Genomic DNA, 25,819 nt, shown 5'->3' with positions numbered 1-25,819 from the left:
GACGATCGACACCTTCCGTTCACCCGTGTCCGGCGCAACTCGTCGACGAGTCGCGATATATTTCTCGTTCCATGTCTAGACAACGGTGGTGAGTGTGGAGATCCCAGCACAGTATTTGCTGTCGTCGCAGGCCAGCGACCCGCGAACACTCTGTGACATCCTCGACGAGACCGCCGCCCGATACCCCGATGCGCCCGCGATCGACGACGGTGAGCGGGTGTACAGCTACGCGCAACTGCGCGCGGTGATCCGCCGCGGCGCCGACCGTCTCGCGGCGGCCGGGGTGCGGCGCGGCGGGCGTGTCGGTATCCGGATGCCGTCGGGGTCGCGGGACCTCTACACCGCGATCCTCTCGGCGATCTACGCCGGTGCGGCGTATGTGCCCGTCGATGCCGACGACCCCGACGAGCGCGCCGAACTCGTCTTCGGCGAGGCCGGGATCGACGTGCTGATCGACGCCGACGGCGTGCACCCGACGTCGACTCCCGAGGAGTCCAACGCGACGCCCGGTGATGCCGGCGCCACTCGTCCCACCACCGCCGACGACGCGTGGATCATCTTCACCTCCGGATCGACCGGGACCCCGAAAGGTGTTGCGGTGACCCATCGCAACGCCGCGGCCTTCGTCGACGCCGAAGCGCGGCTGTTCCTCACCGACGAGCCGATCGGCCCGGGCGACCGGGTGCTGGCCGGATTGTCGGTGGCCTTCGACGCCTCGTGCGAGGAGATGTGGCTGGCCTGGCGCAACGGCGCGTGCCTGGTACCCGCACCGCGATCGCTCGTCCGCAGCGGAATGGACCTGGGCCCGTGGCTGGTGGCGCGCGACATCACCGTGGTGTCCACCGTCCCGACACTGGCGTCGCTGTGGCCTCCGGAGGCTCTCGAGGCGGTGCGTCTGCTGATCTTCGGCGGGGAGGCGTGTCCACCGGAACTCGGTGAGCGGCTTGCTGTTCCGGGCCGCGAGGTGTGGAACACCTACGGGCCCACCGAGGCGACGGTGGTGGCCTGTGCGGCACCGCTGGGTGGAGAGGGACCGGTGCGGATCGGATTACCGCTTCCCGGTTGGGATCTCGCGGTGGTCGATGCCGACGGCCGGCCGGTCGCCGAGGGCGAGATCGGCGAACTCATCATCGGCGGCGTCGGACTGGCCCACTACCTGGACCCGGCCAAGGACGCCGAGAAGTACGCGCCGATGCCCACCCTCGGCTGGGAGCGCGCCTACCGCAGCGGCGATCTCGTCCGACTCGACGCGCAGGGCCTGGTCTTCCAGGGGCGCGCCGACGATCAGGTGAAGGTCGGCGGTCGGCGCATCGAGCTCGGCGAGATCGACAATGCGCTGCAACACCTCCCGGGGGTGAGCGGTGCAGCAGCGGCGGTACGCCGATCGGCGGCCGGCAACGCACTGCTCGTCGGCTACCTGGTCTCCACCGACCCCGACTTCGACGTCTCGGCGGCACATGCCCTGCTCTCCGAGCGACTGCCGGCGCCGATGGTGCCGCGACTGGCACTCGTCGACGAACTGCCCACCCGAACCTCCGGCAAGGTCGATCGCAATGCGCTGCCCTGGCCGTTGCCCGGGGCGGGCACCGACGACGACGATGACGCCGACGACTTCACCGCCACCGAACAATGGCTCGCCGACCGCTGGACCGACGTCCTCGGCGCACGCATCACCAGCCTCGACGCCGACTTCTTCACCGAGGGCGGCGGATCGCTGTCCGCGGCGCAGCTGGTGACCGCGCTGCGGGAACGGTATCCGCAGGTCACCGTCGCCGACCTCTACGATCACCCGCGGTTGGGATCGCTGGCGCGGATGCTCGACGCGATCGCGCCGGCCACGGTCGTCGTCGAACGCGAGGTCACCCCGACCCCGCGTCGTACCGGTATCGCCCAGATCCTGCTGTCGGTGCCGCTGACCACGCTGACCGGTCTGCAGTGGGCGACGTGGCTGGGCGTGACCAACAACGTCGCGGGCGCCGCGGCCCGCGCGCTCGATGTCTCGGTGCCGTGGCTGGTCGAGGTGAACTGGTGGGTGGTGATCGTGGCCTTCGCGATCTTCATCACCCCGCCGGGCCGGATGCTGATCGCCGCGGCCGGAGCGCGGGCACTGCTGGCCGGTGTCACCCCCGGCGACTACCCGCGTGGCGGATCGGTACACGTCCGGCTGTGGGTGGCCGAGCGACTGTTGGAAGCCGCGGGCGCGGCGAACATGTCCGGTGCGCCGTGGATGATCTACCTGGCCCGTGCGCTGGGCTCGAGCATCGGCCGCGGCGTCGACCTGCACACCATCCCACCGGTGACCGGCATGCTCACCGTCGGCGAGGGCGCGTCGATCGAACCCGAGGTCGACCTGTCGGGATGGTGGATCGACGGCGACGTCGTGCGCATCGGGGAGATCGTCATCAAACGCGGCGCCTCGATCGGCGCCCGCTCGACGCTGGCTCCGGGCGCGGTGATCGGCCGCGACGCCGAGATCGGGCCGGGCTCGGCGGTGTTCGGCCGGGTGAAGAAGGGCCAGCACTGGGCCGGTTCACCCGCGGTCAAGGTGGGCAAGGCGGGCCATCCGTGGCCCGCACATCGCCCGCCGCGCCGATCGGGCTGGGTCCCGGTGTACGGGGTGTCGTCGTTGCTGCTGGCCGCGATCCCGCTGATCTCGCTGGGTGCGGGGCTGGTGGTGATCGGCACCTGGGCGCTGCACGCCGACCGGCTGCGTGACGTCGCCGTCCGCGCGTTGATCCTGACCCCGGCCGCCACAGCGGTGAGCCTGGGCGTATTCGCCGTGATCACCGCGGTGCTCGTGCGGCTGCTCGCACTGGGGATGACCAAGGGGTATCACCCGGTGCGGTCGCGGGTCGGCTGGCAGGTGTGGATGACCGAACGGCTGCTCGATTCGGCACGGACGTACCTGTTCCCGCTGTACGCAAGCCTGTTGACGCCATGGTGGTTCCGCATCCTGGGCGTCAAGGTCGGCAAGGGCACCGAGATCTCGACCGCGCTGGTGTTGCCGAAGTTCACCACCATCGACGACGGTTCCTTTCTCGCCGACGACACCATGGTCGCCTCCTACGAACTCGGCGGCGGCTGGCTGCACATCGACGACGCGAAGATCGGCAAACGCTCCTTCCTGGGCAATTCCGGGATGGCCGGGCCGGGTCGCAAGGTGCCCAAGAACGGCCTGGTCGCCGTGCTGTCGGCGGCGCCCGATCGGGCCAAGTCCGGGTCGAGCTGGCTGGGTAGTCCGCCGGTTCGGTTGCGCCGCACCGCCGCCCGCACCGATACCTCACGCACCTTTGATCCGCCGATGCGCCTGAAGGTCGCCCGGTCGGTCATCGAGACCCTGCGTCTGATCCCGGTGATGGTGTCGTTCGTGCTCGGGCTGTTCATGCTGATCGGTCTGCAGTACATTGCCTTTCACGCGAACTACGTGATCGCCGGGTTGGTGAGCGGACTGATCCTGCTCGTCGCGGGCGCGGCGGCCTGCTGTATCGCCGCAGCCGCCAAGTGGCTCGTCGTCGGACGCATCGTGGTCTCCGAGCATCCGCTGTGGAGTTCGTTCGTGTGGCGCAACGAGCTCTCGGATGCGTTCGTCGAAACCGTTGCCGCACCGTGGTTCGCCAACGCCGCCACGGGAACGCCGATCCTGAACCTGTGGTTGCGGATGCTCGGCGCCACCATCGGTCGCGGGGTGTGGTGCGAGACCTACTGGCTTCCCGAGGCCGACCTGGTGACGTTGGGTGACGGCGCGACCGTCGAGCGCGGCTGCGTGGTGCAGACCCACCTGTTCCACGACCGGGTGATGGCCATCGACCGGGTGGTCCTGGAGCCGGGTGCGACGATGGGCCCGCACTGTGTCGCGCTGCCCGCCTCGGGGATCGGGACGTCGGCGACGGTGGGCCCGGCGTCGCTGGTGATGCGTGGTGACGTGGTGCCTGCACACACCCGGTGGCAGGGCAATCCGATCGCACCCTGGTTCGGCTGACTCGAAGGGCCGCAACCGGAATCCGATTGCGGCCCTTCTTTTCGATTGTTCGCGCGCGACGCGCTCAGAGGGTGTCGGGGCCGCTCTCGATCTTCTTGGGCAGCGTGCACAGCGTGACGATGCTGATGACGACGAGCATGACGCCGCCGACGAAGACGACCACGGTGACTGCGTACTGACCGAGGACGATCATCACGATGCCGGCGATCACCGAGATCACGCCGGAGAGGATCAGGAACCAGGTCGGGGAGTGCTGGGAACCGGACACCGCACTGAACAGGTCGTGCACGCCCTGGAAGATCCAGCCGATGCCGATGAACAATGCGAGCAACCACACCGCGTCACCCGGGCTGAACAGGGCGATGATGCCGACGAGCAGGGTCAGCACACCGACGACGCCGAGCAGCGCCCGTAACCCGGTGGAGAGAAACGTCGCGGCAAATGCCTGGTAGAGCCGGAAGATTCCGGCGATGATCAGCGAGATGCCGAACAGCACGGCGAGCACGAGAGTGGTCGCGCGGGGCCAGAAGACGGCGACGAGGCCGAGCACGATCCCGACGATGGACGTCACGATCAATGCCGTGCGGACCGCGCCGATGATCTCGTTCGGGAATTGTCTGGTGTTCACACCGAATGTCATTGCCGAAGATTATCCCGAATTCGGTGTGAGGGATGAGAGGTCGGCGCAGGTTGGGCCGAAGGACTCTCGGCGGTATCGCCCGATCGACCCGCGCATCACCCGCAGGGGGTGAACCGGTAGACAAGATGACGTGAGCGATATCGCCTTCTTCCGGCCCGACACCGACGGGCGGGTGTTGCCGCTCGCCTACGCCCGCAGCCTGTGGGCGCCGGGCACCCTCAACGGACCCGCGGTCTGCGCGCTGGCCGCGCATGCAGCCGAGCAGCGGATCGCCGAGCCGGGTTTCCGGGCGGCACGTTTCACCATCGACCTGTTCAAGGCGGCGCGGGAGATACCGACCAGCACCCGAGCCCGTGTGCTGCGATCGGGTGGGCGGATTCGGGTCGCCGAGGTCGACGTCGTGCAGTTCCCCGACGACAGCGCGGCAGAGGCTGAGGTGATCGTGGCGCGGGCGACCGCGGTGTTCCTGCGCGAGTCGCAGAATCCGCCGGGGCAGCGGTGGCAACGTGATGTCGGGGCCCGCACCTTCTCGCCGCCGACGACCGCGGTCGACGACTGGGCACCCCGCTTCGCCTCCGACACCGCTGGTGTCGGGGAATGGGACTCGAACATGGGCAACCACCAGAACGGGCTGCGCAAACGGGTGTGGACACGGGCCGCACCGGCGGTCGTCGGGGCGGAACTGACACCGTTCGTGCGTGCCGCGATCAGTGCCGAATCGACCAGCCTGATCTGCAATTGGGGAACCACGGGGATCGGTTTCATCAATTGCGACCTGACCGTGGCCCTGTCGCGGTTGCCGCGTGGTGATCGCATCGGCGTCGAAGCCGACTCGCACGCCGAGCACGACGGGATCTCGGCGTCGACGGCCGGGCTGTACGACGTCGACGGGATGTGGGGCGTCGGAATGGTGACGGCGGTGAACAACGCCGCGGCCGAAATCGACTTCACCAACGTTGATCTGCGCGGCCGGTATCGCGAAGCGTGATCGAACTTTGCTAGGGTCCACCGCATGACCCGGCCCCGTCTGCGCCCGAGATCCGTTCCCCTGGGCCCGAGAACGGCGGTGGCCATCGCGGTCACGACGATCGGCCTGATGGTGGCGGGCGTGGGCGGCGGACCGGCCGGCGCCACGACGTACGCCGCAGGCATGGCCGGTACCGTCGCCCGACTCACCGGCCCCGGCGCCATCAACGACACCCTCGGGCGCTACGACATCCTCGGCACCGACCTCGGCGTCATGTGGGACAACGGACGTGGCGAGATCCTGACCGCCTTCGGCGATACCCAGTCCTTCGACGGGCGGTCCCTGCTCTACGGGTCGTTGTTCCACTGGCGCTCGAATGTGTTGTTGCGCAGCACCGATCACAACCTGGCCGACGGCATGACCTTCACCGGCCACACCGGACCACCCGGGTATGCCAGCCGATTGCTCAAACCCGACCTCCGCAAGGAGATCACCCTGATCCCGACCGCCGGTGTGGCCGTGGGCAAGACGCAGTACCTGAACTTCATGTCGGTCAAACACTGGGTGGCCAACAGTCATTGGGTCACCAATTTCTCCGGCCTCGCCCGCTCCGACGACAACGGACGCACCTGGCGGCGTGTGGGACCGCAACGCCCCAACTCGGGCGGCAACGTCAAGTTCCAGATGGCCGCCTACCTCAAGGTCGGCGACACCGTGTATCAATACGGAACACCCGACAGCCGTTGGGGCGCAGTCTATCTGGCTCGTGTCCGGGCGTCGCAGATGGAGAACATCAACGCCTACGAGTACTTCTCGAACGGCCGGTGGGTGCCACGCGTCCCGGGAGCAGCGACACCGATCATGCCACCCAAGAACGGTGAGATGTCGGTGGCGTGGGATTCGTATCTGGGCAAATACATCTCGCTGGTGCAGACCGAGCCGGGCGTCAAGCTGCGGACCGCGGATCGGCCCGAGGGACCGTGGTCGGCCGGCGAACTCGTCGTCTCCCGCGACGACCCGTACTCGGGTTACGCACCGTTCATCCATCCATGGTCGACGTCGGGCCCGACGCTGTATTTCACCTACTCCGTGTCGTTCGGCTATCAGGTCTACCTGATGCGGCTGCCGCTGCGGCGCGGCTGATGGCGCAGGTGAAATACAGCGTCGAGGTGGGCCTACCGTCCCAGCATGACGTTCATCTGATCGATCTCGGCCTGCTGGGTGTTCTTGATCTGCGTTGCCAGCGACCGTGATTCAGGGTCGATCCCGCCGGCGAGTTCCGCATCGGCCATCGTGATCGCCCCTTGGTGATGGGCGATCATGCCCTGCAACCACAGCGTGTCGAATTGCGCGCCACGGGCGTTCTCGAGCGACGTCATCTGCGCGTCGGACATCATCCCGCCCATGTCGCCGCTCATCGAGTGGCCGCCATGGTCGCCGCCGTCGTCGACCGCGACGCCCCAAGACTTCAGCCGTGCGGTCATCTGATCGATCTCGGGCTGCTGGGCATTCCTGATCTGCGTTGCCAGCGCGCGCAATTGGGCATTGTCGGTACGGCTGGGCACCAGGTCGGCCATCTCGACCGCCTGCTCGTGGTGCGGGATCATCATCTGGTTGAACATGACATCGGCCTGGTTGTGCGCCGCGTTATGGGGCGACGAGGTTGCCGTCGTGCCGTGTCCCGAGTGCCCGGTGGGCGACGAGGACTCCGACGACGAACAGCCCGCCACGATCAACGCGGCCGCGGCGAGTGCTGTTGCCGCCGAAGCGGCCCTGCGGATGGTGCGAAGAGACATCTGAAAGCTCCTGTGTGATGGTCGATATGGCTGTGATGGTGGTCCGGGACCGGTCCATCAGCAGCGGATCACCGACAGGCTCAGATGCGTGGGCTGCGCCCAGGGTGGTGGTCGCCCGAGGTGTCCGAGGAGTGCGGGCGCGATGCCCATGAGGGCGGGTAGCGCCGCGAAGCCCCAGACGAGCACCAGCAGGATGACCGGCGGCAGTGGCGCGTCGTCGGCGCGCACGAAGACGCAGTGGTGGCCCAGGACGCAGTCACCGGCGTCGCTCATGTGGGAGACTTCCGGGTCCGCGGCATTGGTCATCGTTGCGGAGCTGTGGTGCGCTTCACGCGGGGCGCCGGCGACGAGAGAGTGCATGAGCAGCACCGCGATTGCGAGCAGCCCGACCACGCACACACGAAGCCACCACTGCCGGTGACCGATTCGTGGGGCGCGCATCGCGACCAGCCTAACCGGCGGGCCCACCTCAGCCGACGGGCGACGCCTCGGCGTCTGCCTGCGCCTTGCGTCTGTTGCGTGGCGCAATGAGCTTGCGGTCGACGAGCCGGTAGACGGCGACGACGAAGGCCGCCAACGCCCAGCCGAGCAAGATGTCGAACACGTAATGCTCGGCGGTGTAGACAAGGGTGAACGCCATGGCAAAGGCGTACCCCAGGAACAATGTTCGGCCGAGCGCTTTGACGCGCGGCCACATGAACAGGGCGAGCAGCATCGTCAGCGCGGCGTGCAGCGAGGGGATGGCGGCGACCAGGTTGGACTTGCCCTGACCGATCTCGATGAGGTTGGACGCGACGTGGATGTTGAGGAATTCCCATCCGCGGGCCGAGATCCGTTCGACGTACGGTGCCGCACCGGCATGACTCGGGTCGAAGGGACCGAGTATCCCGCCGGGCTGGGTGGCCTGCGGGGTGGTCATGCAGATCGCCTCGCGCGGTCCGTCGGCGACCTCCGCGGAGGTGCACCGGGCGGCTGCCCAGGGTGGTGCCGCGGGCACGAACGTGTATCCGATGAGCCCGAGGAAGGTGGTGGCGATGAAGCATGCGGCGAACCGTCGCCACGTCGCCCGGTTGCGCAGCCACAGGATGGCCGCGAGCGCGTACGGGACGACGAAGTACGACATGTAGACGACGCTGGTGATGACCTCCCACCACGGCGCCGACGGCGACTTCAGGTGCGCCTGCAGCCACACCGTCGGGACCACCCCGAAGATGGCCTTGTCGACGTCGGGGGCGAGATGCCAGGCCACCGGGACCTGGATGAACTCGGCGACGTTGCGGGTCCAGTCGTAGAGCAACAGGATCAGCGCGAACGGCGCCCAGTCGATGATGACGGTGATGACGCGGCGCCGGCCGATACTGGCCGCGATCAGCCCGAGGCACAGCAGGATGATCAGGCGGGTGCGGTCGAAGGCGAGCCCGTGCTCGACGATCTCCCACACCATGAACAGCGCCCACGCGACGATCGCGACCCGGCGGACCATGGTGAGGTCGCGACGCTTCTCGGGTTCGGCCTCCATCTCGGCGGCCGCGGCGATGTCGGCGAGGATCGGTTCGAGGTCCGGCGGGTTGTCGTCGCCGAATGCGGCGTCGGTGTCGGTCTCCTCTACGCCGGTGCCCGCGCCGTTCTGATCCACGGCGGATTCGCGTACGACCTGCTCAGGAGCCTGCCGTCGGCGGTGATCGTCCGGCGAGGGCACGTCGATTGCCTCGTCAACACTCACGCGAAACCGCCTCTTCATCACCGCACTACCGACACGTAACCCAAAGTCAGCCTAATGAACATTCCTGAAAGTGGCCGGTCGCCTCGCCCCTTCGCACGTCAGGAGTGTCGAAGATGCCGACGGCCCGACGCCGATGGGCGACGCGACATAGACTCCGAGTGGGACACATCACACGCTCAGGCAGTTGTGAGTCACGTGTCCGATCGGCGAGGCCGGCATCCGGTCAGGAGGTTGTAGATGCCCAACAGGTTCCTGCGCTACGGCGATCAGCGCTACATCATCACCAAAGAGGCCGAAGCGCGGCTCGACCGCGCCCTGGAGTCCGTGTACTCGCACGGCGGCGGCCATCAGTGGTTGAACCTGTACCCCGACACCGAGGCGCCGTGCCGACTGTTGATCGCGTCCGGTGTGCCGATCACCGTCGAGACCGAGCCCAACGACTGATCTGCACCGTTCGGCGAGTGCGGGCTGCGGGGTTCGGTCTCGCGTGCGCGCCCTAAGCTGGCACCATGCGCATCGGAGCTCACTTGCGGGAGGATGACGACCCGCTGACCACCGCGACGGACCTCGGCGTCGACGTCTTCCAGATGTTCGTCACCGACCCTCAGAAGTGGAAGAAACCGGTGCCCCGCCCGGACGCGCAGGCTTTCCGCGACTCCCCGATCGACGTCGTCGTCCACTCGAGTTACCAGATCAATGTGGCCAGCCTGAACAACCGGCTCCGCATGCCCTCCCGCAAGGCCGTCGAGGAGCAGGCTGCCGCTGCTGCCGACCTCGGCGCATTCGGTCTCGTCGTCCACGGCGGCCACCTGCGCGACGGGGAGGATTCAGCGGAAGGGTTTGCCAACTGGCGCAAGCTGTTCGACCGTCAGGTCGACAAGGGCGGCTTCGGGGTCCCGATTCTCATCGAGAACACCGCAGGCGGCGACCATGCGATGGCCCGAACCCTCGAGGCCATTGATCGACTCTGGGAGGCGGTCGGCGATTTCGAGCAGGCCGGCTTCTGTCTCGACACCTGTCACGCGTGGGCCGGCGGCGAGGACCTCGTCGGACTCGTCGAGCGGGTCCGGGAGATCACCGGGCGTATCGATCTGGTGCACCTCAACAACTCCCGCGACGAGTTCGACTCCGGCCGCGACCGTCATGCGAATCTAGGGTCGGGACACATCGACCCAGAGGTGCTCGTCGCCGTCGCGGCAGCGGCCGACGCACCCATCATCCTCGAGACGCCGGCCGAAGGAATCCCCGACGATCTCGAATACCTGCGGTCGGCGTTGTAGCGCCCCTCGGGACCCGCTGAGCCACAGCTGGTTCCATCCCACAGCGAAACCCCGTCACCGTGGGTAGGTGACAATCACCTGCCCCGTCCGTCGGCTTCGCCACTCCACCCGCCGATCGGTGTAGAGCGTTGGCACCCACTCGGCGAGGTGTTTGCGTTGATGATCAGCCCGACACAGTGGGATCAGATCGCCGAGCACCGTCCAGCCTCCGGCTTCGGGGTCGGTGTGGTTGAACGGCCGCCAGTGGTCGAGGTCGCACAGGTGTGACGGCATGCCACAGTAGGGGTATCGGCACCAGACATCATTGGCGAGCACCTCAGCGCGCAAGGTGGCGCTGGGTGCATAGGTCAATGCCCCAGGGGGTGGCACGGTGTGCCCGCCGTGTCCAGTCGGATCCGCCGGTGGCGCCTGCGGCCGGTCGGCGATCTGCGGGATGAGTGGTCCCGCAGCCCGGGCGGATTCGGGGTAATGGATGGTTTTCGCCACCTCGGACAGGGTGGCCGCGTAGTCGGGATCGATCGGCCCGTATCCCTGCAACCGGGGCACCAGTACACCGTCGGGATCTTTCAGGACCGTCAACACCGGTGCCCCGGGCACCACCAGGGCCCGCCCGAACGCGACCGGCACCTCATCACAGGTCGGCTCATCCATGGGGTCAGCGACGTCGGGTTCGACGACCGGCTCCTCCACATCGACCACCTCCTGCGCAGCGCAGGGCTCCGGCGCACTAGAAGGTTCGACGTCCTCGAGTTCAGGAGCGTCGGCGTCGACGGGTTCGGGCAACAGGTCGTCCCACGCTTGTGCATCCGCAGCGTCAGCGGGTGTCTCCGCCGACTCGTCACGGGCAGCACCGCCTTTAGCGCAACTCTCCAAGCCGCATTCGCAGTTGAGGTGCGCTCCCGGCACACCGGTGATCTCCCCAAGGGCGATCACCCGCAGTGACCCCACGCGGCGCGGGTCCTTGCGGCAGGTGCGTTCCTCGATCAGCGCATTGATCTGGGTGGTGAGGAACACCCCATAGTGGGCGGGGACGACCGCATCCAAGGTGGAATGTCCGGCAGTTTCTGCGGTGATGGTGACGTTTTCCACCAGGTCGGTGATGGTGTCGCGGTCCTCGATCACACTGTCGGGACTCATCGAGATCAGCGCTGCCTCGAGCTCCTGCGCCAGCACCGGGTCGGTGGTGGCGCGCGATGCATAGTTCAGGACGATCTTCTCGAACGACATCTCCGCGTCCTCACCCTCGATGCCGTCGAGATCGATGTCTCCGGCACGTTGCGCGGCCCGCGCCATGATGGACACCCGGTTGGTCGAGTGCTCCCCGTTCAGGTAGGCGGCACGGATCAGCGGGAACTTCTCCAACAGATCCGCCAACGCCACCCAACTCCCGGCTTTGCTACGGGAGACCTTGAACTGCAACGACACCTCGGCGCGGCCGAGTCTCTCGGCATGCTCGATGACTGAGCCCCACACGCTGGTCTCGGACCGACCGGCGAGATGCTCGCGGTACACCCGATCGGCGAGTGCGGCGCCTACGAGGACCGTCCGGGCCTCATGTTTGCGGGACTGGCGCAACAATTCAGGGCCGGTCTCGGTGAGCTCGTCGCGCGACATCGACGTGATCGCGGCAGCGTCGGCATCCGGATCGGTAAACGTCAACGTCGTCGACACCAGGTACCTCCCCTCCCGCGATCGGACGTGATGAGAACAAGTGTACGAAGGGGTACCGACAAAACCGATCCGACGAACGCCGGACCGGAGAAATCTGTGGACAACTATTTTCCACTCGTCGAGTGGGCGTCGATGTGGTTGCGATACTTGTCATCTCGCCGGGTCTCGAGGCTCGCCGCACGCGGCTCGCACCTCGACCATCGAGGGGAAGGGGCGAGCGTCGGATGGCGGAAGCCCTCGACCACCGGGGAAGGGCTGACCACCGGATCGAAGGCCGGCTATCAGACCGCGGCGTCGAGCCTCGCGCGTTGCTCGGCGGTGAGGGTCAGCTCGGCGGCGTCGAGGGCTGCGTCGAGTTGGGCCAACGTGCTGACGCCGACGATCGGCCGGATCACCGGGGAACCACCGAGCAGCCAGGCAAGGACCACCTGCCCGGGCGTGGCGTCCAGCTCGACTGCGACGCTGCGCAATTCGGCCAGGCGTCGGGTTGTTCCCGGGTGGTCGTAGGCCTCGGGGAACGTTCGGTCGGCGCGGTCGAAGCTGCCCTGGATCAGCGGGCTGTACGCCCACAGTTCGATCTCGGGATGGGTGGTGACGTAGTCGATGGTCTCGTCGGTGACGAATCCGAAGCGGTGATCCTTGCCCGGCACCACGGTGTCCGGGCGTGGCCGGACGTACGAAGTCGACAGTTGCAATGCGGTGAACGGTTCGGTGCCGGCGACCGACGCCAGGGCGCGCGCCTGCTCCACGCGCCACGTCGGATGGTTCGATATACCGATCCGTCCGACCACGCCGTCGTCGACGAGTCGGCCGAACGTCGAGACCACTTCGGCCATCGGCGTCCGTCGGTCCTCCAGATGCGCCCAGTACAGATCGATGTGATCGACCTGGAGCCGCGCGAGGCTGGCCTCGATCGAACGCATGACGACCTCGTGACCGAGACCGACGACCTCACCCGGCCGTCCGGGAACGGGCTCCGGCCCGACCTTCGTCGCCAGCGTCACTCGCTCCCGGACACCCGGGTTGTCGGCGAACCACCGGCCGAGCATCTCTTCGCTCTGTCCGCCCGATCCCGTCCCCGACGCCCAGAACGCGTAGCAGTCCGCGGTGTCAAGCGTTGTTCCGCCACGTTCCAGGAATCGTTCGACCAGCGCGCGGGAAGTGGCGTCGTCGGTGCGCGTGCCGAAGTACATACATCCGAGGACCAGGGAATCAGTGGACATGCGGACAGGCTAGTCGCCGGGTTTCGCGATAACGAGGCGAAGATTCGCGATACAGGACATTGCGCTTGCAGAAGTTAGCGGAGGTCACAGAAATCTCGGCTTGTCGACCCTGCGAACGAGTTGTATCCTGGGGTTACCGGCGAGTAACTTAGCGGTCGTTCGGTCGTGTTCCCTTCAGAGCATCCACCGGGCGTTTGCACGAGTTCACCTGCCGACACATCCAGCGACCACCCGCGAGGGATTCAGCCCGCGTCAGATAGGAATCCAAATGGGCCACTACAAGAGCAACATGCGCGACCTGCAGTTCAACCTCTTCGAGGTCTTCGAACTGGACAAGGTGCTCGAGTCGGGGGAGTTCGGCGATCTGGATCATGAGACCGCCGTGGACATGCTCCGCGAGGTCCGGACTCTGGCCGAGGGCCCGATCGCGGAATCCTTCGCCGAGGCCGACCGCAACCCGCCGGTCTTCGACCCGGAGACCCACAGCGTCACCATCCCGGAAAGCTTCAAGAAGTCCTACAACGCCCTCGTCGAGGGTGGCTGGGACAAGGTCGGCGTCAACGAGGAGCTCGGCGGCATGCCGGCGCCCCGATCGCTGTACTGGGCAATCGGTGAGATGATCCTCGGCGCCAACCCGCCGGTGTTCATGTACGCAGCAGGCTCGGGCTTCGCGAACATCTTCTACGACAACGGAACCGACGAGCAGAAGAAGTGGGCCGCCATCTGCTCCGAGCGCGGCTGGGGCGCCACGATGGTGCTCACCGAGCCCGACGCCGGCTCCGATGTGGGCGCCGGACGTACCAAGGCTGTTCAGCAGGAGGACGGCTCCTGGCACATCGACGGTGTGAAGCGCTTCATCACCTCCGCCGACCAGGACATGACCGAGAACATCTTCCACCTGGTGCTCGCCCGCCCCGAGGGCGCAGGCCCGGGCACCAAGGGGCTGTCGCTGTTCTTCGTACCGAAGTTCCATTTCGACTTCGAGACAGGTGAACTCGGCGAGCGCAACGGCGTTTTCGTCACCAACGTCGAGCACAAGATGGGCATCAAGGCGTCGGCCACCTGTGAGGTCACCTTCGGCCAGCACGGCGTCCCGGCCAAGGGCTGGCTCGTCGGCGAGGTTCACAAGGGCATCGCGCAGATGTTCCAGGTGATCGAGCATGCGCGAATGATGGTGGGCACCAAGGCGATTTCGACGCTGTCGACCGGTTACCTCAACGCTCTCGACTACGCCAAGGAGCGTGTGCAGGGCGCCGACATGGTGCAGATGACCGACAAGGCCGCACCGCGGGTCACCATCACCCATCACCCCGACGTCCGGCGTTCGCTGATGACCCAGAAGGCATATGCCGAGGGTCTGCGCGCGATCTACCTCTACACCGCATCGCACCAGGATTCCGTTGCCGCACAGATCGTCTCCGGCGCCGATCCCGAGATGGCGCACCGAGTCAACGACCTGCTGCTGCCGATCGTCAAGGGTGTCGGCTCCGAGCGCGCCTACGCCAACCTCGGCCACGAGTCGCTGCAGACCTTCGGTGGCTCGGGCTTCCTGCAGGACTACCCGATCGAGCAGTACATCCGCGACTCGAAGATCGACTCGCTCTACGAGGGCACGACCGCCATCCAGGCGCAGGACTTCTTCTTCCGCAAGATCATTCGCGACAAGGGGCAGGCCCTCGCGCATGTTGCCGGACAGATCCAGTCGTTCATCGACACCGAGGCCGGCAACGGTCGCCTCAAGGCCGAACGCGCGTTGCTCAAGACCGCTCTCGAGGACGTCCAGGCCATGGCCGCCTCCCTGACGGGCGATCTGATGGGCGCGCAGGAGAACCCGAAGGACCTCTACAAGGTGGGGCTGGGCTCGGTGCGCTTCCTGATGTCGGTCGGCGATCTGCTCATCGGCTGGTTGCTCCTGCGTCAGTCCGAGATCGCGCTGGCCAAGCTCGATGAGGGCGTGACCGGCGACGACAAGTCCTTCTACGAGGGCAAGGTCGCCGTCGCGAGCTTCTTCGCCAAGAACATGCTCCCGCTGCTCACCTCGATCCGCACCACCGTCGAGAACATCGACGGCGAGATCATGGAGCTCGACGAAGCCGCCTTCTGACACACAGAACACCGCACGAGCCGAGGGGCCGGGATCTCCGTCGAGATCCCGGCCCCTCGGCGATCCGGCGCATACTGGACGACGTGAGCGCACGGACCTTCCGGATGCACTCCATCTGGCACCTGCCCTTCGACCACCACATCGTGCTGGCCGCGCTCGCCGACGCCGACTCCTACCCCACCTGGTGGCCGCAGGTCCGCGAGGCGACAAGGGTCGACGACACCTCCGGCGATGCGGTGCTGCGGTCATTGCTGCCGATATCGCTTCGGGTGCACGTGCGTGAGGACATCGTCGACCCCGCGGCCGGCGTCCTGCAGGCGCGCGTGGACGGCGACCTGACGGGGTGGACGCGGTGGACCATTCACCCAGGTACTCCCGCCGACGGCTGTCGGGCCGAGTTCCGTCAGGTCGTCGACCTCACCACACCGCTGCCGCTCCCCCTCATCCGCGTCGGCCGTCCGATCTTGCACGCGAACCACCGGTTCATGATGTGGTCGGGTAGGCGCGGTCTGATCCGGCATCTGAACTGCGCGCGGATCAGGGGCGAATTCTCATATTGACACGCATCGCAGGCACCGATCGGCACCCATGGCCGGGCGCGCATACGTAGCGTGAATTGCGGGGGCGTGAGATACGGGGGACCCGACCACGTGAGGTGACACCAGATGAAGGCACTCGTTTTCCACGGTCCCGGCCAGAAGGCCTGGGAGGACGTCCCCGACCCGAAGCTCAGCGAACCCACCGACGTCATCGTCAAGATGGATACGACGACGATCTGCGGCACCGACCTGCACATCCTCAAGGGTGACGTTCCCGCGGTCACTCCCGGCCGCATTCTCGGACACGAGGGCGTCGGTACGATCACCGAGGTCGGCGACGCCGTGACCACGCTGGCCGTCGGCGACCAGGTGATCCTGTCCTGCATCTCCTCATGCGGGAAATGCTCGTTCTGCAAACAGGGCGTCTACTCGCACTGCCTCGGTAGCGAGGGCACGTCGGGTATCGGCTGGATCTTCGGCCATCTCATCGACGGCACCCAGGCCGAGTACGTGCGGGTGCCCTACGCCGAGAACTCGGTCCACAAACTGCCGTCGGCGGTCAGCCCCGAGCAGGGCACGTTACTCTCCGACATCCTGCCCACCGGCCACGAGATCGGCGTCCGCCACGGGGCGGTGAAACCCGGTGATGTGGTCGCGGTGATCGGGACCGGCCCGGTCGGGCTCGCCGCCATCGCCACCGCCGGCCTCTACGGGCCCAGCCGGGTCATCGCCGTCGACATCGACGCCAACCGGGTCGAGCAGGCCCGCCGGTTCGGGGCGACCGACGGGGTCGTGTCGACCTCGTCGGGTTGGCGCGAAGAGATCCTGGCGATGACCGACGGACTCGGCGTCGATGTCGCGATCGAGGCCGTCGGCATTCCCGACACGTTCCAGATGTGCCTCGACATCGTCCGCCCCGCAGGCCATGTCGCCAATGTCGGTGTGCACGGCAAACCCGTCGAGTTGCCCATCCAGGACCTCTGGATCTCCAACATCGTGATGTCGATGGGCCTGGTGAACACCAATACCCTTGGCACACTTCTGAAGTTGGTGGCACAGCGCCGTATCGACCCGGAGCCGTTCATCAGCCACCGATTCGGGCTCGGCGAGATCATCGACGCCTACGACGTGTTCTCCCGTGCGGCAGAAACCAAGGCGCTCAAGGTGATCATGAGCGCCTGAGATTCCCCGAGAACCACCACGGCCGCGTCGGACCCGAGGGTCTGACGCGGCCGTGACCGTGAGAGGACTTGTGCCAGAACTACTTCGGTGGCATCCGGATGCCGCCGTCGACGCGGACGACCTCGGCGTTCATGTAGGAGTTGGTGACGAGCTCGACGACCATCGACGCAAGTTCGTCGGGCACGCCGAGACGACGCGGGAACAGCACCGACTCGCCGAGCTTGGCCTTGAATGCCTCGGCGGCCTCGCCCTCACCGTAGATCGGGGTGTCGATCAGGCCGGGGGCGACGGTGTTGACGCGCACGCCCACGGCCGCGAGGTCACGCGCGACCGGCAGGGTCATGCCGACGACGCCGCCCTTGGACGACGAGTACGACGCCTGGCCGATCTGGCCGTCGAATGCCGCGACGCTCGCCATGTTGACGATCGCGCCCCGCTCGTTCGATTCCAGCGGCTCGTTGCGGCTCATCGCGGTGGCGGCCAGCCGGATGGCATCGAAGGTGCCGATCAGGTTGATCGCGATGACCTTCTTGTACGCGTCGAGGTTGTGCGCGGATGCGAAGTCACCGTCCTTGCCGATGGTGCGCTGCGCCCAGCCGATACCGGCCGAGTTCACCAGCACCCGCAGCGGGCCCAGCTCGGTCGCCTGGTTGACGGCGTTCTCGAGATCCTCGGTCTTGGTCACGTCCACGGCGACGAACTTGCCGTCGATCTCCTTGGCGAGCTCACCACCCTTTTCTGCATTGAGGTCGGCGATGATGACCTTCGCCCCCTTGGCCGCCAGCTGGCGAACCACCGCGGCGCCGATGCCCGACGCCCCACCCGTCACGATTGCACTTGCTCCGTTGATATCCACGTCGACAGACTACGACGCCGTGTGACTGGTCTAACAACCCGGGGCCGAGCGATCAGTCGGTAAGTGACCGGCCTTCGAACAACGCGACGAGCTCAGCCCGCCTCGCGGACTCCATCGAGGGGTCCAGCCGCCCGCACCTACGCAACTCGCACACCCCGTGCAGCGCGCTCCACAACAGTTCCGCGCGCACCTGAACGCCGACGTCCTCACCGAGGGCATCCCCGCCACCGAGCGCCTCGACGAAGATCGAGAATGCGCGACGCATGATCTCAGGAGTCTCGTCGTGAGCGAACCGCGCGGCGATCGGCATGGCGAACATCGCCTCGTACGTAGCCGGATTGCGTTGCGCGAAAGCAAGATACGCATCGATGAGGCCGCCGACCCCGCCTTCGGTCTCCGTGTCGCCGGACACCGACGCGACGAACTCCGCGAATCCGAGCAACGCCACCGCCGTCACGATCTCGTCGCGCCCGCCGGGAAAATGCTGATAGAGGACTGGCGGCGTGTATTCGATCTCGTCGGCCAGCCGGCGGGTGGTCACCGCGGACCATCCGTCACGCTCCGCCAAATCGCGCGCCGCCTCGACCACCCGATCCCGACGTTCGGCGCGCTCTCGCGCGCGCCGATCCTGTGTGCCCATGGTCGAAACCTACCATTGATAGATCTTGTTATCGGTGTTAGATTTCTTTCCATCGATAACAACAGGAAGGTGCGAACGATGACAACGAGCTTCACCCGCCCTGAGGACCAACCATGACCAGCATCCTGTGGTGGACCGGGGCGTCGATCGGTGTGGTGATCGCGCTGGGCATCATCGTGATCGGCGCCGCCTACCTGGCCCGCAACGCCACCAACGCCGCCGGTTTCGGCCTGCCGACGTCGCTGTCGCCCCACGACCGTGGATGGTGGCAGGTCAAGGGCATCCGTGATGTGACGACCGGTGTTCTGGTACTCGCATTCCTCGTTGCCGGCACCGATCGACTGCCCCTGCTCCTCGGCGTGCTGGCGCTGATCCCGCTCGGCGACATGCTGATCGTGCTCGGGCAACACGGCAGCCGATCCCGCGCACTCGGAATCCACGGGGTCACGGCGGTGGTTCTGCTCGGCGCCTGTGTACTCACCGCGGTCGGGCAGGCGCCGTGGTGAGCCGACGGAATAGCCGGCGCAGCGCCGTCGGCGTCGGGAAGAGCGCTGTCGGCAGACTGCAGAGCGCTGTCGGCGATGGGGAGGGCGCCGTCGGCGTCAGATGCACCGCACGATCGGCTCCGGCGCGTAGCGCACGGTTCGGGTGTGCCTGCTGATCAGTGCGCCGTTGCGGGCGTCGGTGATGACCCGGGTGTCGCTGGTGGTGAATCCGCGGCTGCCACGGCTCGCGATGCAGTCGGGCCCGCGGGGCACCCGGCGCACCTCTGGCGTGGTGTAGGCGTGTCGCTCCCCGGTGATCGACTGGACCTCGACACTTGTCGTGCCCCACAGCCGAACCGTCACCGACGACGGACTCCACAGGGTCTCGATCAGGACGCCGTGGCGCGAGGTGTTGCCGATGACGAGGTCGATGGCGCCCTCGAACACCGTCGCCTCCCGCGCCTCGGGATACCGCGAGATGTAGTAGGCGTGTTCGGTGTGGTCGACGTCGGCGAGGCCGGCGAAGTACGCGGCGTTGTAGAGCGTGGTGGCGAATTGGGAGATGCCGCCGCCCACCGCGTTCGACGCACGGCCGTGATCGATGATCGTCGAGCTGACGTAGCCCTGCGCGGAGCCCCGCGGCCCGGTGTGGGTGTTGAGGGAGAAGTTCTTGCCCGGCAGGATCAGCGCCCCGTCGACCTCGGCCGCGACCAGCCGGATGTTCTCGCCGGACGCCGACGAGAAACCGCCGGTGGTGAACTCGCCGATCACCTCGGTGACCCCGAGCGAGCGGGCCTTCTCGGTGGACAACGCGGGCGGCACCGTCCGGTAGGCGGCTGCGACGGTGCGCGGTCCGGTGCCGACGACGGCGCGTTCGACTGCGGCGAAGGTCTTGTCCCAGTCGACGTGTGCGCCGTCGCGGGCGGGCACGACCCGCGGGCGTCCCGTCGCCAACGAGAATCTCGCATCGGCAGGCCGGCTCTCGGAGTCGCGCAGCGCGGCCAGCGCCGTACGACCGCGTTGGCGGTCGACGTGTGCGACGAGCCCTCCCCGACCGTCGGGGACGAAAGTGAGGATCGCGCCGATCTGCCTGGGAGACAGGCTGACCCGAACGCCACCTCGGCCGGAGATCTCGACGTCGTCGGACACCGCCCGCGTCGCCGGACCCGCGACGGTCGCGCGCACCACCTCGGCACTCACGCTCGGCGCGAACGGTTCCATCGGCAGGTCCACGACGTCTCCGTCGAGCCATTCGCGGGCCAGTACCGCGCGCGCCGCATCCCGGTCGACGCGGCGACCGGCAGCGGGCAGATCGGCGACCGGCGTGGCACCGGCGTAGTGCACCCCACCGTCCACCGCGGACCGTTCGAGATCGCGGTGATGACCGGCGATCGCCTCGTCGAAGCGTGCGGCGTCGACCCGGACGACCGGCGCGACGTCGTGTGTGCGGCCGAAGAGCGCCAGCAACCGGGTGAGCGGACTACGCGGCTGACGTTGCAGGGCCGCCGCGGTCGCGTCGGCGTCGAACATCACGCCCAACGCCGCGGGGTCGACGGTCGCCGAGCCGGATTCGGTGCGCAGTCGCACGGGTTCGCTCGCCTGCTGCATCATCTCGTCGAGCCGATGGTCCAGGCGCACCGGGGACAGGTTGCCGACGTCGCGGCCGGCGGTGACCGCGCCGCGGGCCGTGTGCCCCGAGGTGACCAGAAGATCCATGGACAACGTCAGGAGTATGACGGAGATCACACCTGTGGTGATTCGTGCGCCCACCCGCCATCGACGTCGTCGCGCTGATCCCACGCTGTCACTCATACCGAACAAATCCGGCCAATGCGACCCGGGCGGCTTCTCCCCACAACGCAATCGAGGGCCTGACCGGCGAATACACGCTGGTCAGGCCCTCTGTGAGAGGCGCTCCGGTTGAGCTGTCGGGTCGGGGGTCTGACAGCTCAACCGAAGCTACCCCGTATATCTACGGGACTTTCGTCTTCGTTACAACACGGGGTGTCCATTCATCGGAGGAATCCCGCGCTGAAGAATCCCGCTCAGCCTTCGATGATCGCGGTGACACCCTGGCCGCCCGCGGCGCAGATCGAGATCAGCGCGCGCCCGCCGCCGTTCTCCTTGATCTGCTTGGCCGCCTGGGCGACGATGCGTCCGCCGGTGGCGGCGAAGGGGTGTCCGGCGGCCAGCGACGAGCCGTTGACGTTGAGCTTGCTGCGGTCGATCGCGCCGAGCGCCTTGTCCAGGCCCAGCCGCTCCTTGCAGTACTCCTCGGACTCCCATGCCTGCAGGGTCGCGAGCACCACCGAGGCGAACGCCTCGTGGATCTCGTAGAAGTCGAAGTCCTGCAAGGTGAGGCCGTTGCGCTCGAGCAGACGCGGGACGGCGTAGGTGGGGGCCATCAGCAGGCCGTCGGGGCCGTTGACGTAATCGACCGCCGCGGACTCGGAGTCGACGAAGTACGCCAGCACCGGGATGCCCTTGTCCTGTGCCCACTCGTCGCTGGCGAGCAGCACGGTCGACGCACCGTCGGTCAGCGGCGTCGAATTGCCCGCGGTCATGGTGGCGTCGCCCAGCGACACCCCGAAGACCGGCTTGAGCTTGGCGAGCTTCTCGACGCTGGAGTCGCCACGCAGGTTCTGATCGCGGGTCAGGCCGAGGAACGGGGTGACCAGGTCGTCGAAGAAGCCGGCGTCGTAGGCGGCGGCCATCTTCTGGTGGCTGGCCGCGGCCAGCGCGTCCTGGTCGGCACGCTTGATGCCGAACTCCTTGGCGGTGATCGCCGCGTGCTCACCCATCGACATCCCGGTGCGGGGCTCGCCGTTGCGCGGGATCTCGATGCCGAGCTTGGGTAGTGCCTTGAGGAGTCCGAGGACCTGGTCCTGGGTGCTACGGGCCCGGTTCACCTCGAGCAGGCCGCGACGGAAGCCCTCGGAGACGCCGATCGGTGCGTCGGAGGTGGTGTCGACGCCACCGCCGACGGCGACGTCGTAGCGTCCGCGCGCGATGCCGTCGGCGACGGCGGTGATCGCCTGCAGGCCGGTGCCGCACGCCTGCTGGATGTCGAAGGCCGGGGTGTAGGGCGAGAGGGCCGATCCCAGCACGGATTCGCGGATGAGATTGAAATCACGCGACAGTTTCAGGACGGCGCCACCGGCCACCATGCCGAGTCGTTCACCCTGGAGGCTGTAGCGACTGACGAGGCCGTCAAGGGCCGCGGTGAACATGTCTTGGTTGCTGACCTTGGCATATGCCTTGTCCTGCCGCGCGAACGGAATGCGGTTGCCGCCGAGGATCGCGACCGGGCGCTCGGTGCGGGTCTTGGGTGTGTTGGCCACGAGAGATCTCCCAGGTGTCGATTGGTACCTTTAACGTATTCTTACTCCAGAGTAAGTTAGATGTCGAACGGCGCTCCACCCAGCAGCGTCCTCGATCACACCGAGCGTGAGAACAATTCAGAGGAGATTCACGTGGCTGCCAACTCCACGACCGCAGGCCTGTACTCGAGTTTCGTGCACTCCGGGCCGGGTGCGTTCATCGCCAAGCAGGCCGGACTGCCCGTCCCGCCACCTCTGCGGCGCTACAAGGCCTCCGAGCCGCCGCTGCCGGGACCGGTGCTGCTCGGCGGGTCCGGCCGTCTCGTCGAGCCGCTGCGTGAGCTGCTCTCGGGTCCCGACTACACGCTGATCGAGAACGCCACCACCGGTCGCAGCGCCGACAAGTACGGCGGTCTGGTCTTCGACGCCACCGGGATCACCTCCCCCGCCGAGCTCGAGCAGCTCTTCGAGTTCTTCCAGCCGGTCATGCGCTCGACGGCGGCCTGTGCGCGCTTCGTCGTGCTCGGCACCACCCCCGAACTCGTCACCGATCCCGATGAGCATGTCGCCCAGCGCGCCCTCGAGGGATTCACCCGCTCGCTCGGCAAGGAACTCCTCAAGGGGTCGACCGTGCAGCTCGTCTACGTCTCCCCCGACGCCAAGACCGGGCTCACCGGCCTGGAGTCGACGCTGCGCTTCGTGCTGTCGGCGAAGTCGGCCTTCGTCGACGCCCAGGTGATCCGCGTCGGCGCCGACGACGCCACCGCGCCCGCGAGTTGGGACAAGCCGCTCGAGGGCACGGTGGCAGTGGTGACCGGTGCCGCCCGCGGTATCGGCGCGACGATCGCCGAGGTGCTGGCCCGCGATGGCGCCCACGTCATCTGCGCCGACATCCCGGCTGCCGGCGAGGCCCTGGCCGAGACCGCCAACAAGGTCGGCGGCACCTCGTTGCCGCTCGACGTCAGCGCACCCGACGCCGGCGAGAAGCTCGCCGAGCATGCGCTCGCGCGCCATGGCGGCATCGACATCATCGTCAACAACGCCGGCATCACCCGCGACAAGCTGCTCGCCAACATGGATGCGGCGCGCTGGAATTCGGTGATCTCGGTCAATCTGATCGCGCCACAGCAGTTGGTCAACGCCCTCGTCGAGAAGGACGCATTGAAGCCCGGCGGCGCGGTGATCGACGTGTCGTCGATCGCGGGTATCGCGGGCAACCGCGGCCAGACCAACTACGGCGCCTCCAAGGCCGGCGTGATCGGTCTCGTCGACACCTACGCCCCGCTGCTCGCCGAGAAGGGCATCACGATCAACGCCGTCGCCCCCGGTTTCATCGAGACCAAGATGACCGCCGCGATCCCGCTGGCCACCCGCGAGGCCGGCCGCCTGATGAGTTCGCTGCAGCAGGGCGGTCAGACCATCGATGTCGCCGAAACCGTTGCCTACTTTGCCAATCCGGCCTCCAACGCCATCACCGGCAACGTGGTCCGGGTCTGCGGCCAGGGATTCCTGGGGGCGTGATGAGCAAGACCATCACCCTCTCGTCGCCGCCGAGCACCGCCGACGTCTACTCCAAGGCGGTCACCGCGATGCTTCCGGTGATCGGCAAGCCCGCCCGGATCCGCGCCGACGCGACCATCCCGGACCGGCGCTACCGGCTCGAGAACATCCGCATCGATCCGGACCGGCTGCTGGCCTACACCCGGGCGACGGGTCAGCAGTTCGGCCCGACGCTGCCGATCACCTACCCGTTCGTGCTGCAGTTCCCGCTGGCCATGAAGATCATGACCGACGGCGACTTCCCTTTCGGCGCAGTCGGTTCGGTGCATCTGGAGAACACCATCACGCGACTGCGACCGATCGGGATCGACGAGCCGCTGACCATCGTGAATCACGCCGAGAACCTGCGTGAACACCGCAAGGGCATGCTCATCGACATGGTCTCGGAGATCAACGTCGGCACCGAGCTGGTGACCCGGCAGGTGGCAACGTTCCTCAAACAACAACGCACCAGCCTCTCCGACGAACCGCGCGGGCCGGCTCCGCGGGATCAGGCGCCACCACCACCGGATGCGGTACTCACCGTCGACTTGGCCAAGATCCGCGAGTACGCGGCGGCGTCGGGGGATCGCAACCCGATCCACATGGGCGATCTGACCGCCAAGGTGTTCGGCTTCCCGAAGGCCATCGCGCACGGAATGTGGAGTGCGGCAGCCGCTGTCGCCAACGTCGAGGTGCAACTGCCCGACGCCGTCACCTACACGGTGCGGTGGGGTAAGCCGATTCTGTTGCCGGCCAAGGTGAACGTCTACACCCATAGGGTGGACGGCGCCGGGAGCGCAGCGAGCGGGCCGAATAATTTCGGCGCCGGGAGTTTCGACATCTCGATTCTGAACCGGCGCAAGGGGTATCCGCACCTGACGGCGACCACTCGTACCAACTGAGGCGACCACCAGGTTCCCGAACTCCCGTCCGGCAATGCCGGGCGGGAGTTCTGCGTTTGGCTGCTGCCCGCAACACGAGACCACTCGAAGTCCGGGATGATCTCGGGGTCATCCCCGATGTCGCCACCACCGGCGAGTCGTTCACCGTCGGCAACGATTACCAAAACGACTGGGGCGGACCGAGTCTCGTCGGTGTGCTCGCCGTCCACATGATGCCGGGGCTACTCGCGGCGGCGGTGCTGGTGTGGCTGGGTTCGGTGACGTTGCGTCGGCACCAGGGGCTGCACCGGTGAATCCGCGTCAGGACGGCGTGTGGATACCGACGCCCTTCAGGCCGCGCCAGGTGATACCGACCAGGAGATCGGTGGCGGTCTCGAGGTCGACGTCGCCCTCGCTCATCCGGTCGGCAACGGCCTCACCGGCCCCGACGAGCGCGATAGCGGTGAGCTCGAAATCGATGTCGAGCGCGCCCTCGACGGTGGTACCGCGGCGGATCAGGTCGGAGACCATGTCGACGATGTGGCGACGGCTGGTGCTGACGGTGTCGGCGAAGGCCGCCGATCCGACGGCAACCCGGTAGAGCACCCGCCAGGACTCGCGGTTCTCGTCGACATAGCGGAGGAATTCCCGCACCACCGTGCGGGCTTGTTCGCTCTGGCGCAGCTTGGGGTCGAAGCCGATCGCCATCGCGTCGATGAACCGGCCACCCTCTCGGGCGATACATGCACTGAACAGCTCTTCTTTGGACCCGTAGTACAGATACAGCATCGGTTTGCTAATCTTCGCCTGGGCTGCGATCGAATCCATGGACGTGTCCCGGAAGCCGTTCTCGGCGAACACCGAGACCGCGGCGTCGAGCATCTGCTGCTCGCGCACCGCGCGGGGCAGTCGTTTGGTCCCGCCGACCATGATGGCTCCTCACACTCGCCACACCCCCACCGCGCGGCAGGGATCAGATCATCTTACCGTT

At 67.1% G+C, this 25,819-nt stretch carries 23 protein-coding genes; 12 read left to right on the top strand and 11 right to left on the bottom strand.

Annotation, left to right across the window (positions count from 1 at the left end):
- The first annotated feature begins 85 nt into the window (after nucleotides 1-85).
- On the top strand, nucleotides 86-3,979 hold the full coding sequence (locus tag AC5ZH6_RS03205; RefSeq protein WP_265077383.1) for a Pls/PosA family non-ribosomal peptide synthetase: 3,894 nt from the start codon (nucleotides 86-88) through the stop codon (nucleotides 3,977-3,979).
- A gap of 64 nt (nucleotides 3,980-4,043) precedes the next feature.
- On the opposite strand, the gene AC5ZH6_RS03200 is transcribed toward AC5ZH6_RS03205, so the two are convergent.
- Nucleotides 4,044-4,619, bottom strand: a complete 576-nt coding sequence (locus tag AC5ZH6_RS03200; RefSeq protein WP_014358660.1) for an HdeD family acid-resistance protein — start codon at nucleotides 4,617-4,619, stop codon at nucleotides 4,044-4,046.
- 130 nt (nucleotides 4,620-4,749) lie between these two features.
- Between AC5ZH6_RS03200 and AC5ZH6_RS03195 the strand changes: the two genes are divergently transcribed.
- Both AC5ZH6_RS03195 and AC5ZH6_RS03190 read left to right on the top strand, forming a co-directional pair.
- On the top strand, nucleotides 4,750-5,607 hold the full coding sequence (locus AC5ZH6_RS03195) for an acyl-CoA thioesterase domain-containing protein (RefSeq protein WP_496168443.1): 858 nt from the start codon (nucleotides 4,750-4,752) through the stop codon (nucleotides 5,605-5,607).
- 78 nt (nucleotides 5,608-5,685) lie between these two features.
- Nucleotides 5,686-6,729 carry a glycoside hydrolase family 183 protein gene (locus tag AC5ZH6_RS03190; RefSeq protein WP_496169168.1) on the top strand — a complete coding sequence of 348 codons (1,044 nt, stop codon included), beginning with the start codon at nucleotides 5,686-5,688 and terminating at the stop codon, nucleotides 6,727-6,729.
- Nucleotides 6,730-6,761: 32 nt separating this feature from the next.
- Here AC5ZH6_RS03190 and AC5ZH6_RS03185 read toward each other — a convergent pair whose 3' ends face one another.
- The 3 genes from AC5ZH6_RS03185 to AC5ZH6_RS03175 are packed head-to-tail and all read right to left on the bottom strand — an operon-like array spanning nucleotide 6,762 to nucleotide 9,105.
- Nucleotides 6,762-7,382 (bottom strand): DUF305 domain-containing protein, encoded by a 621-nt coding sequence (locus AC5ZH6_RS03185; protein ID WP_014358657.1) that lies wholly within the window; start codon nucleotides 7,380-7,382, stop codon nucleotides 6,762-6,764.
- Nucleotides 7,383-7,439: 57 nt separating this feature from the next.
- Nucleotides 7,440-7,823 carry a hypothetical protein gene (locus AC5ZH6_RS03180; protein WP_265077381.1) on the bottom strand — a complete coding sequence of 128 codons (384 nt, stop codon included), beginning with the start codon at nucleotides 7,821-7,823 and terminating at the stop codon, nucleotides 7,440-7,442.
- Nucleotides 7,824-7,851: 28 nt separating this feature from the next.
- Entirely contained in the window at nucleotides 7,852-9,105 is a 1,254-nt protein-coding gene (locus tag AC5ZH6_RS03175; RefSeq protein ID WP_006369444.1) for a phosphatase PAP2 family protein, read from the bottom strand.
- Between the two features lie 237 nt (nucleotides 9,106-9,342).
- Here AC5ZH6_RS03175 and AC5ZH6_RS03170 point away from each other — a divergent pair, with 237 nt between their 5' ends.
- Nucleotides 9,343-9,549 carry a hypothetical protein gene (locus tag AC5ZH6_RS03170; protein WP_006369443.1) on the top strand — a complete coding sequence of 69 codons (207 nt, stop codon included), beginning with the start codon at nucleotides 9,343-9,345 and terminating at the stop codon, nucleotides 9,547-9,549.
- A gap of 65 nt (nucleotides 9,550-9,614) precedes the next feature.
- On the top strand, nucleotides 9,615-10,385 hold the full coding sequence (locus AC5ZH6_RS03165) for a deoxyribonuclease IV (RefSeq protein WP_006369442.1): 771 nt from the start codon (nucleotides 9,615-9,617) through the stop codon (nucleotides 10,383-10,385).
- Between the two features lie 54 nt (nucleotides 10,386-10,439).
- Here AC5ZH6_RS03165 and AC5ZH6_RS03160 read toward each other — a convergent pair whose 3' ends face one another.
- Nucleotides 10,440-12,056: an HNH endonuclease signature motif containing protein gene (locus AC5ZH6_RS03160; RefSeq protein ID WP_496168441.1), complete on the bottom strand. Its 1,617-nt coding sequence runs from the start codon at nucleotides 12,054-12,056 to the stop codon at nucleotides 10,440-10,442.
- 281 nt (nucleotides 12,057-12,337) lie between these two features.
- A complete protein-coding gene (locus tag AC5ZH6_RS03155; protein ID WP_496168439.1) occupies nucleotides 12,338-13,279 on the bottom strand; it encodes an aldo/keto reductase in 942 nt (313 codons plus the stop codon).
- Between the two features lie 268 nt (nucleotides 13,280-13,547).
- Here AC5ZH6_RS03155 and AC5ZH6_RS03150 point away from each other — a divergent pair, with 268 nt between their 5' ends.
- The 3 genes from AC5ZH6_RS03150 to AC5ZH6_RS03140 all read left to right on the top strand — a co-directional run bounded on the left by AC5ZH6_RS03150 (nucleotide 13,548) and on the right by AC5ZH6_RS03140 (nucleotide 17,104).
- A complete protein-coding gene (locus AC5ZH6_RS03150; RefSeq protein ID WP_006369439.1) occupies nucleotides 13,548-15,383 on the top strand; it encodes an acyl-CoA dehydrogenase in 1,836 nt (611 codons plus the stop codon).
- Nucleotides 15,384-15,466: 83 nt separating this feature from the next.
- The gene (locus tag AC5ZH6_RS03145; protein WP_496168437.1) at nucleotides 15,467-15,943 is read left to right on the top strand and encodes an SRPBCC family protein; all 477 of its coding nucleotides are present in this window, start codon (nucleotides 15,467-15,469) and stop codon (nucleotides 15,941-15,943) included.
- A gap of 105 nt (nucleotides 15,944-16,048) precedes the next feature.
- Nucleotides 16,049-17,104, top strand: a complete 1,056-nt coding sequence (locus tag AC5ZH6_RS03140) for a zinc-dependent alcohol dehydrogenase family protein (RefSeq protein WP_006369437.1) — start codon at nucleotides 16,049-16,051, stop codon at nucleotides 17,102-17,104.
- Nucleotides 17,105-17,183: 79 nt separating this feature from the next.
- On the opposite strand, the gene AC5ZH6_RS03135 is transcribed toward AC5ZH6_RS03140, so the two are convergent.
- Both AC5ZH6_RS03135 and AC5ZH6_RS03130 read right to left on the bottom strand, forming a co-directional pair.
- Nucleotides 17,184-17,960: an SDR family NAD(P)-dependent oxidoreductase gene (locus tag AC5ZH6_RS03135; RefSeq protein ID WP_014358650.1), complete on the bottom strand. Its 777-nt coding sequence runs from the start codon at nucleotides 17,958-17,960 to the stop codon at nucleotides 17,184-17,186.
- A 52-nt stretch (nucleotides 17,961-18,012) separates the two neighbouring features.
- On the bottom strand, nucleotides 18,013-18,600 hold the full coding sequence (locus AC5ZH6_RS03130) for a TetR/AcrR family transcriptional regulator (protein ID WP_094601726.1): 588 nt from the start codon (nucleotides 18,598-18,600) through the stop codon (nucleotides 18,013-18,015).
- A gap of 113 nt (nucleotides 18,601-18,713) precedes the next feature.
- Here AC5ZH6_RS03130 and AC5ZH6_RS03125 point away from each other — a divergent pair, with 113 nt between their 5' ends.
- Nucleotides 18,714-19,106, top strand: coding sequence for a DUF4267 domain-containing protein (locus AC5ZH6_RS03125; protein WP_094601725.1), 393 nt, complete (start codon nucleotides 18,714-18,716; stop codon nucleotides 19,104-19,106).
- A 96-nt stretch (nucleotides 19,107-19,202) separates the two neighbouring features.
- Here AC5ZH6_RS03125 and AC5ZH6_RS03120 read toward each other — a convergent pair whose 3' ends face one another.
- Complete coding sequence (locus tag AC5ZH6_RS03120) at nucleotides 19,203-20,897, bottom strand: VanW family protein (RefSeq protein WP_428841825.1); 1,695 nt, start codon at nucleotides 20,895-20,897, stop codon at nucleotides 19,203-19,205.
- A gap of 233 nt (nucleotides 20,898-21,130) precedes the next feature.
- Complete coding sequence (locus AC5ZH6_RS03115; protein ID WP_006369432.1) at nucleotides 21,131-22,426, bottom strand: acetyl-CoA C-acetyltransferase; 1,296 nt, start codon at nucleotides 22,424-22,426, stop codon at nucleotides 21,131-21,133.
- Between the two features lie 132 nt (nucleotides 22,427-22,558).
- Here AC5ZH6_RS03115 and AC5ZH6_RS03110 point away from each other — a divergent pair, with 132 nt between their 5' ends.
- Genes AC5ZH6_RS03110 through AC5ZH6_RS03100 form a run of 3 tightly spaced genes read left to right on the top strand, consistent with a single transcriptional unit; the run spans nucleotide 22,559 to nucleotide 25,142 of the window.
- The gene (locus AC5ZH6_RS03110) at nucleotides 22,559-23,926 is read left to right on the top strand and encodes a 3-oxoacyl-ACP reductase (protein ID WP_496168436.1); all 1,368 of its coding nucleotides are present in this window, start codon (nucleotides 22,559-22,561) and stop codon (nucleotides 23,924-23,926) included.
- The gene (locus AC5ZH6_RS03105) at nucleotides 23,926-24,849 is read left to right on the top strand and encodes a MaoC family dehydratase (protein WP_496168434.1); all 924 of its coding nucleotides are present in this window, start codon (nucleotides 23,926-23,928) and stop codon (nucleotides 24,847-24,849) included. Before AC5ZH6_RS03110 ends, AC5ZH6_RS03105 begins: the two co-directional genes overlap by 1 nt.
- Nucleotides 24,850-24,905: 56 nt before the next feature.
- Nucleotides 24,906-25,142 (top strand): hypothetical protein, encoded by a 237-nt coding sequence (locus AC5ZH6_RS03100; protein WP_496168432.1) that lies wholly within the window; start codon nucleotides 24,906-24,908, stop codon nucleotides 25,140-25,142.
- A gap of 7 nt (nucleotides 25,143-25,149) precedes the next feature.
- Here the strand turns inward: AC5ZH6_RS03100 and AC5ZH6_RS03095 are convergent, their stop codons facing one another.
- Complete coding sequence (locus AC5ZH6_RS03095; RefSeq protein WP_496168430.1) at nucleotides 25,150-25,758, bottom strand: TetR/AcrR family transcriptional regulator; 609 nt, start codon at nucleotides 25,756-25,758, stop codon at nucleotides 25,150-25,152.
- Nucleotides 25,759-25,819: the final 61 nt, after the last annotated feature.

This window comes from Gordonia sp. YC-XJ4 (genome assembly GCF_059511865.1).
Note: the sequence above shows the minus strand (reverse complement) of the source record. Positions and strands in the feature narration are given on the sequence as shown.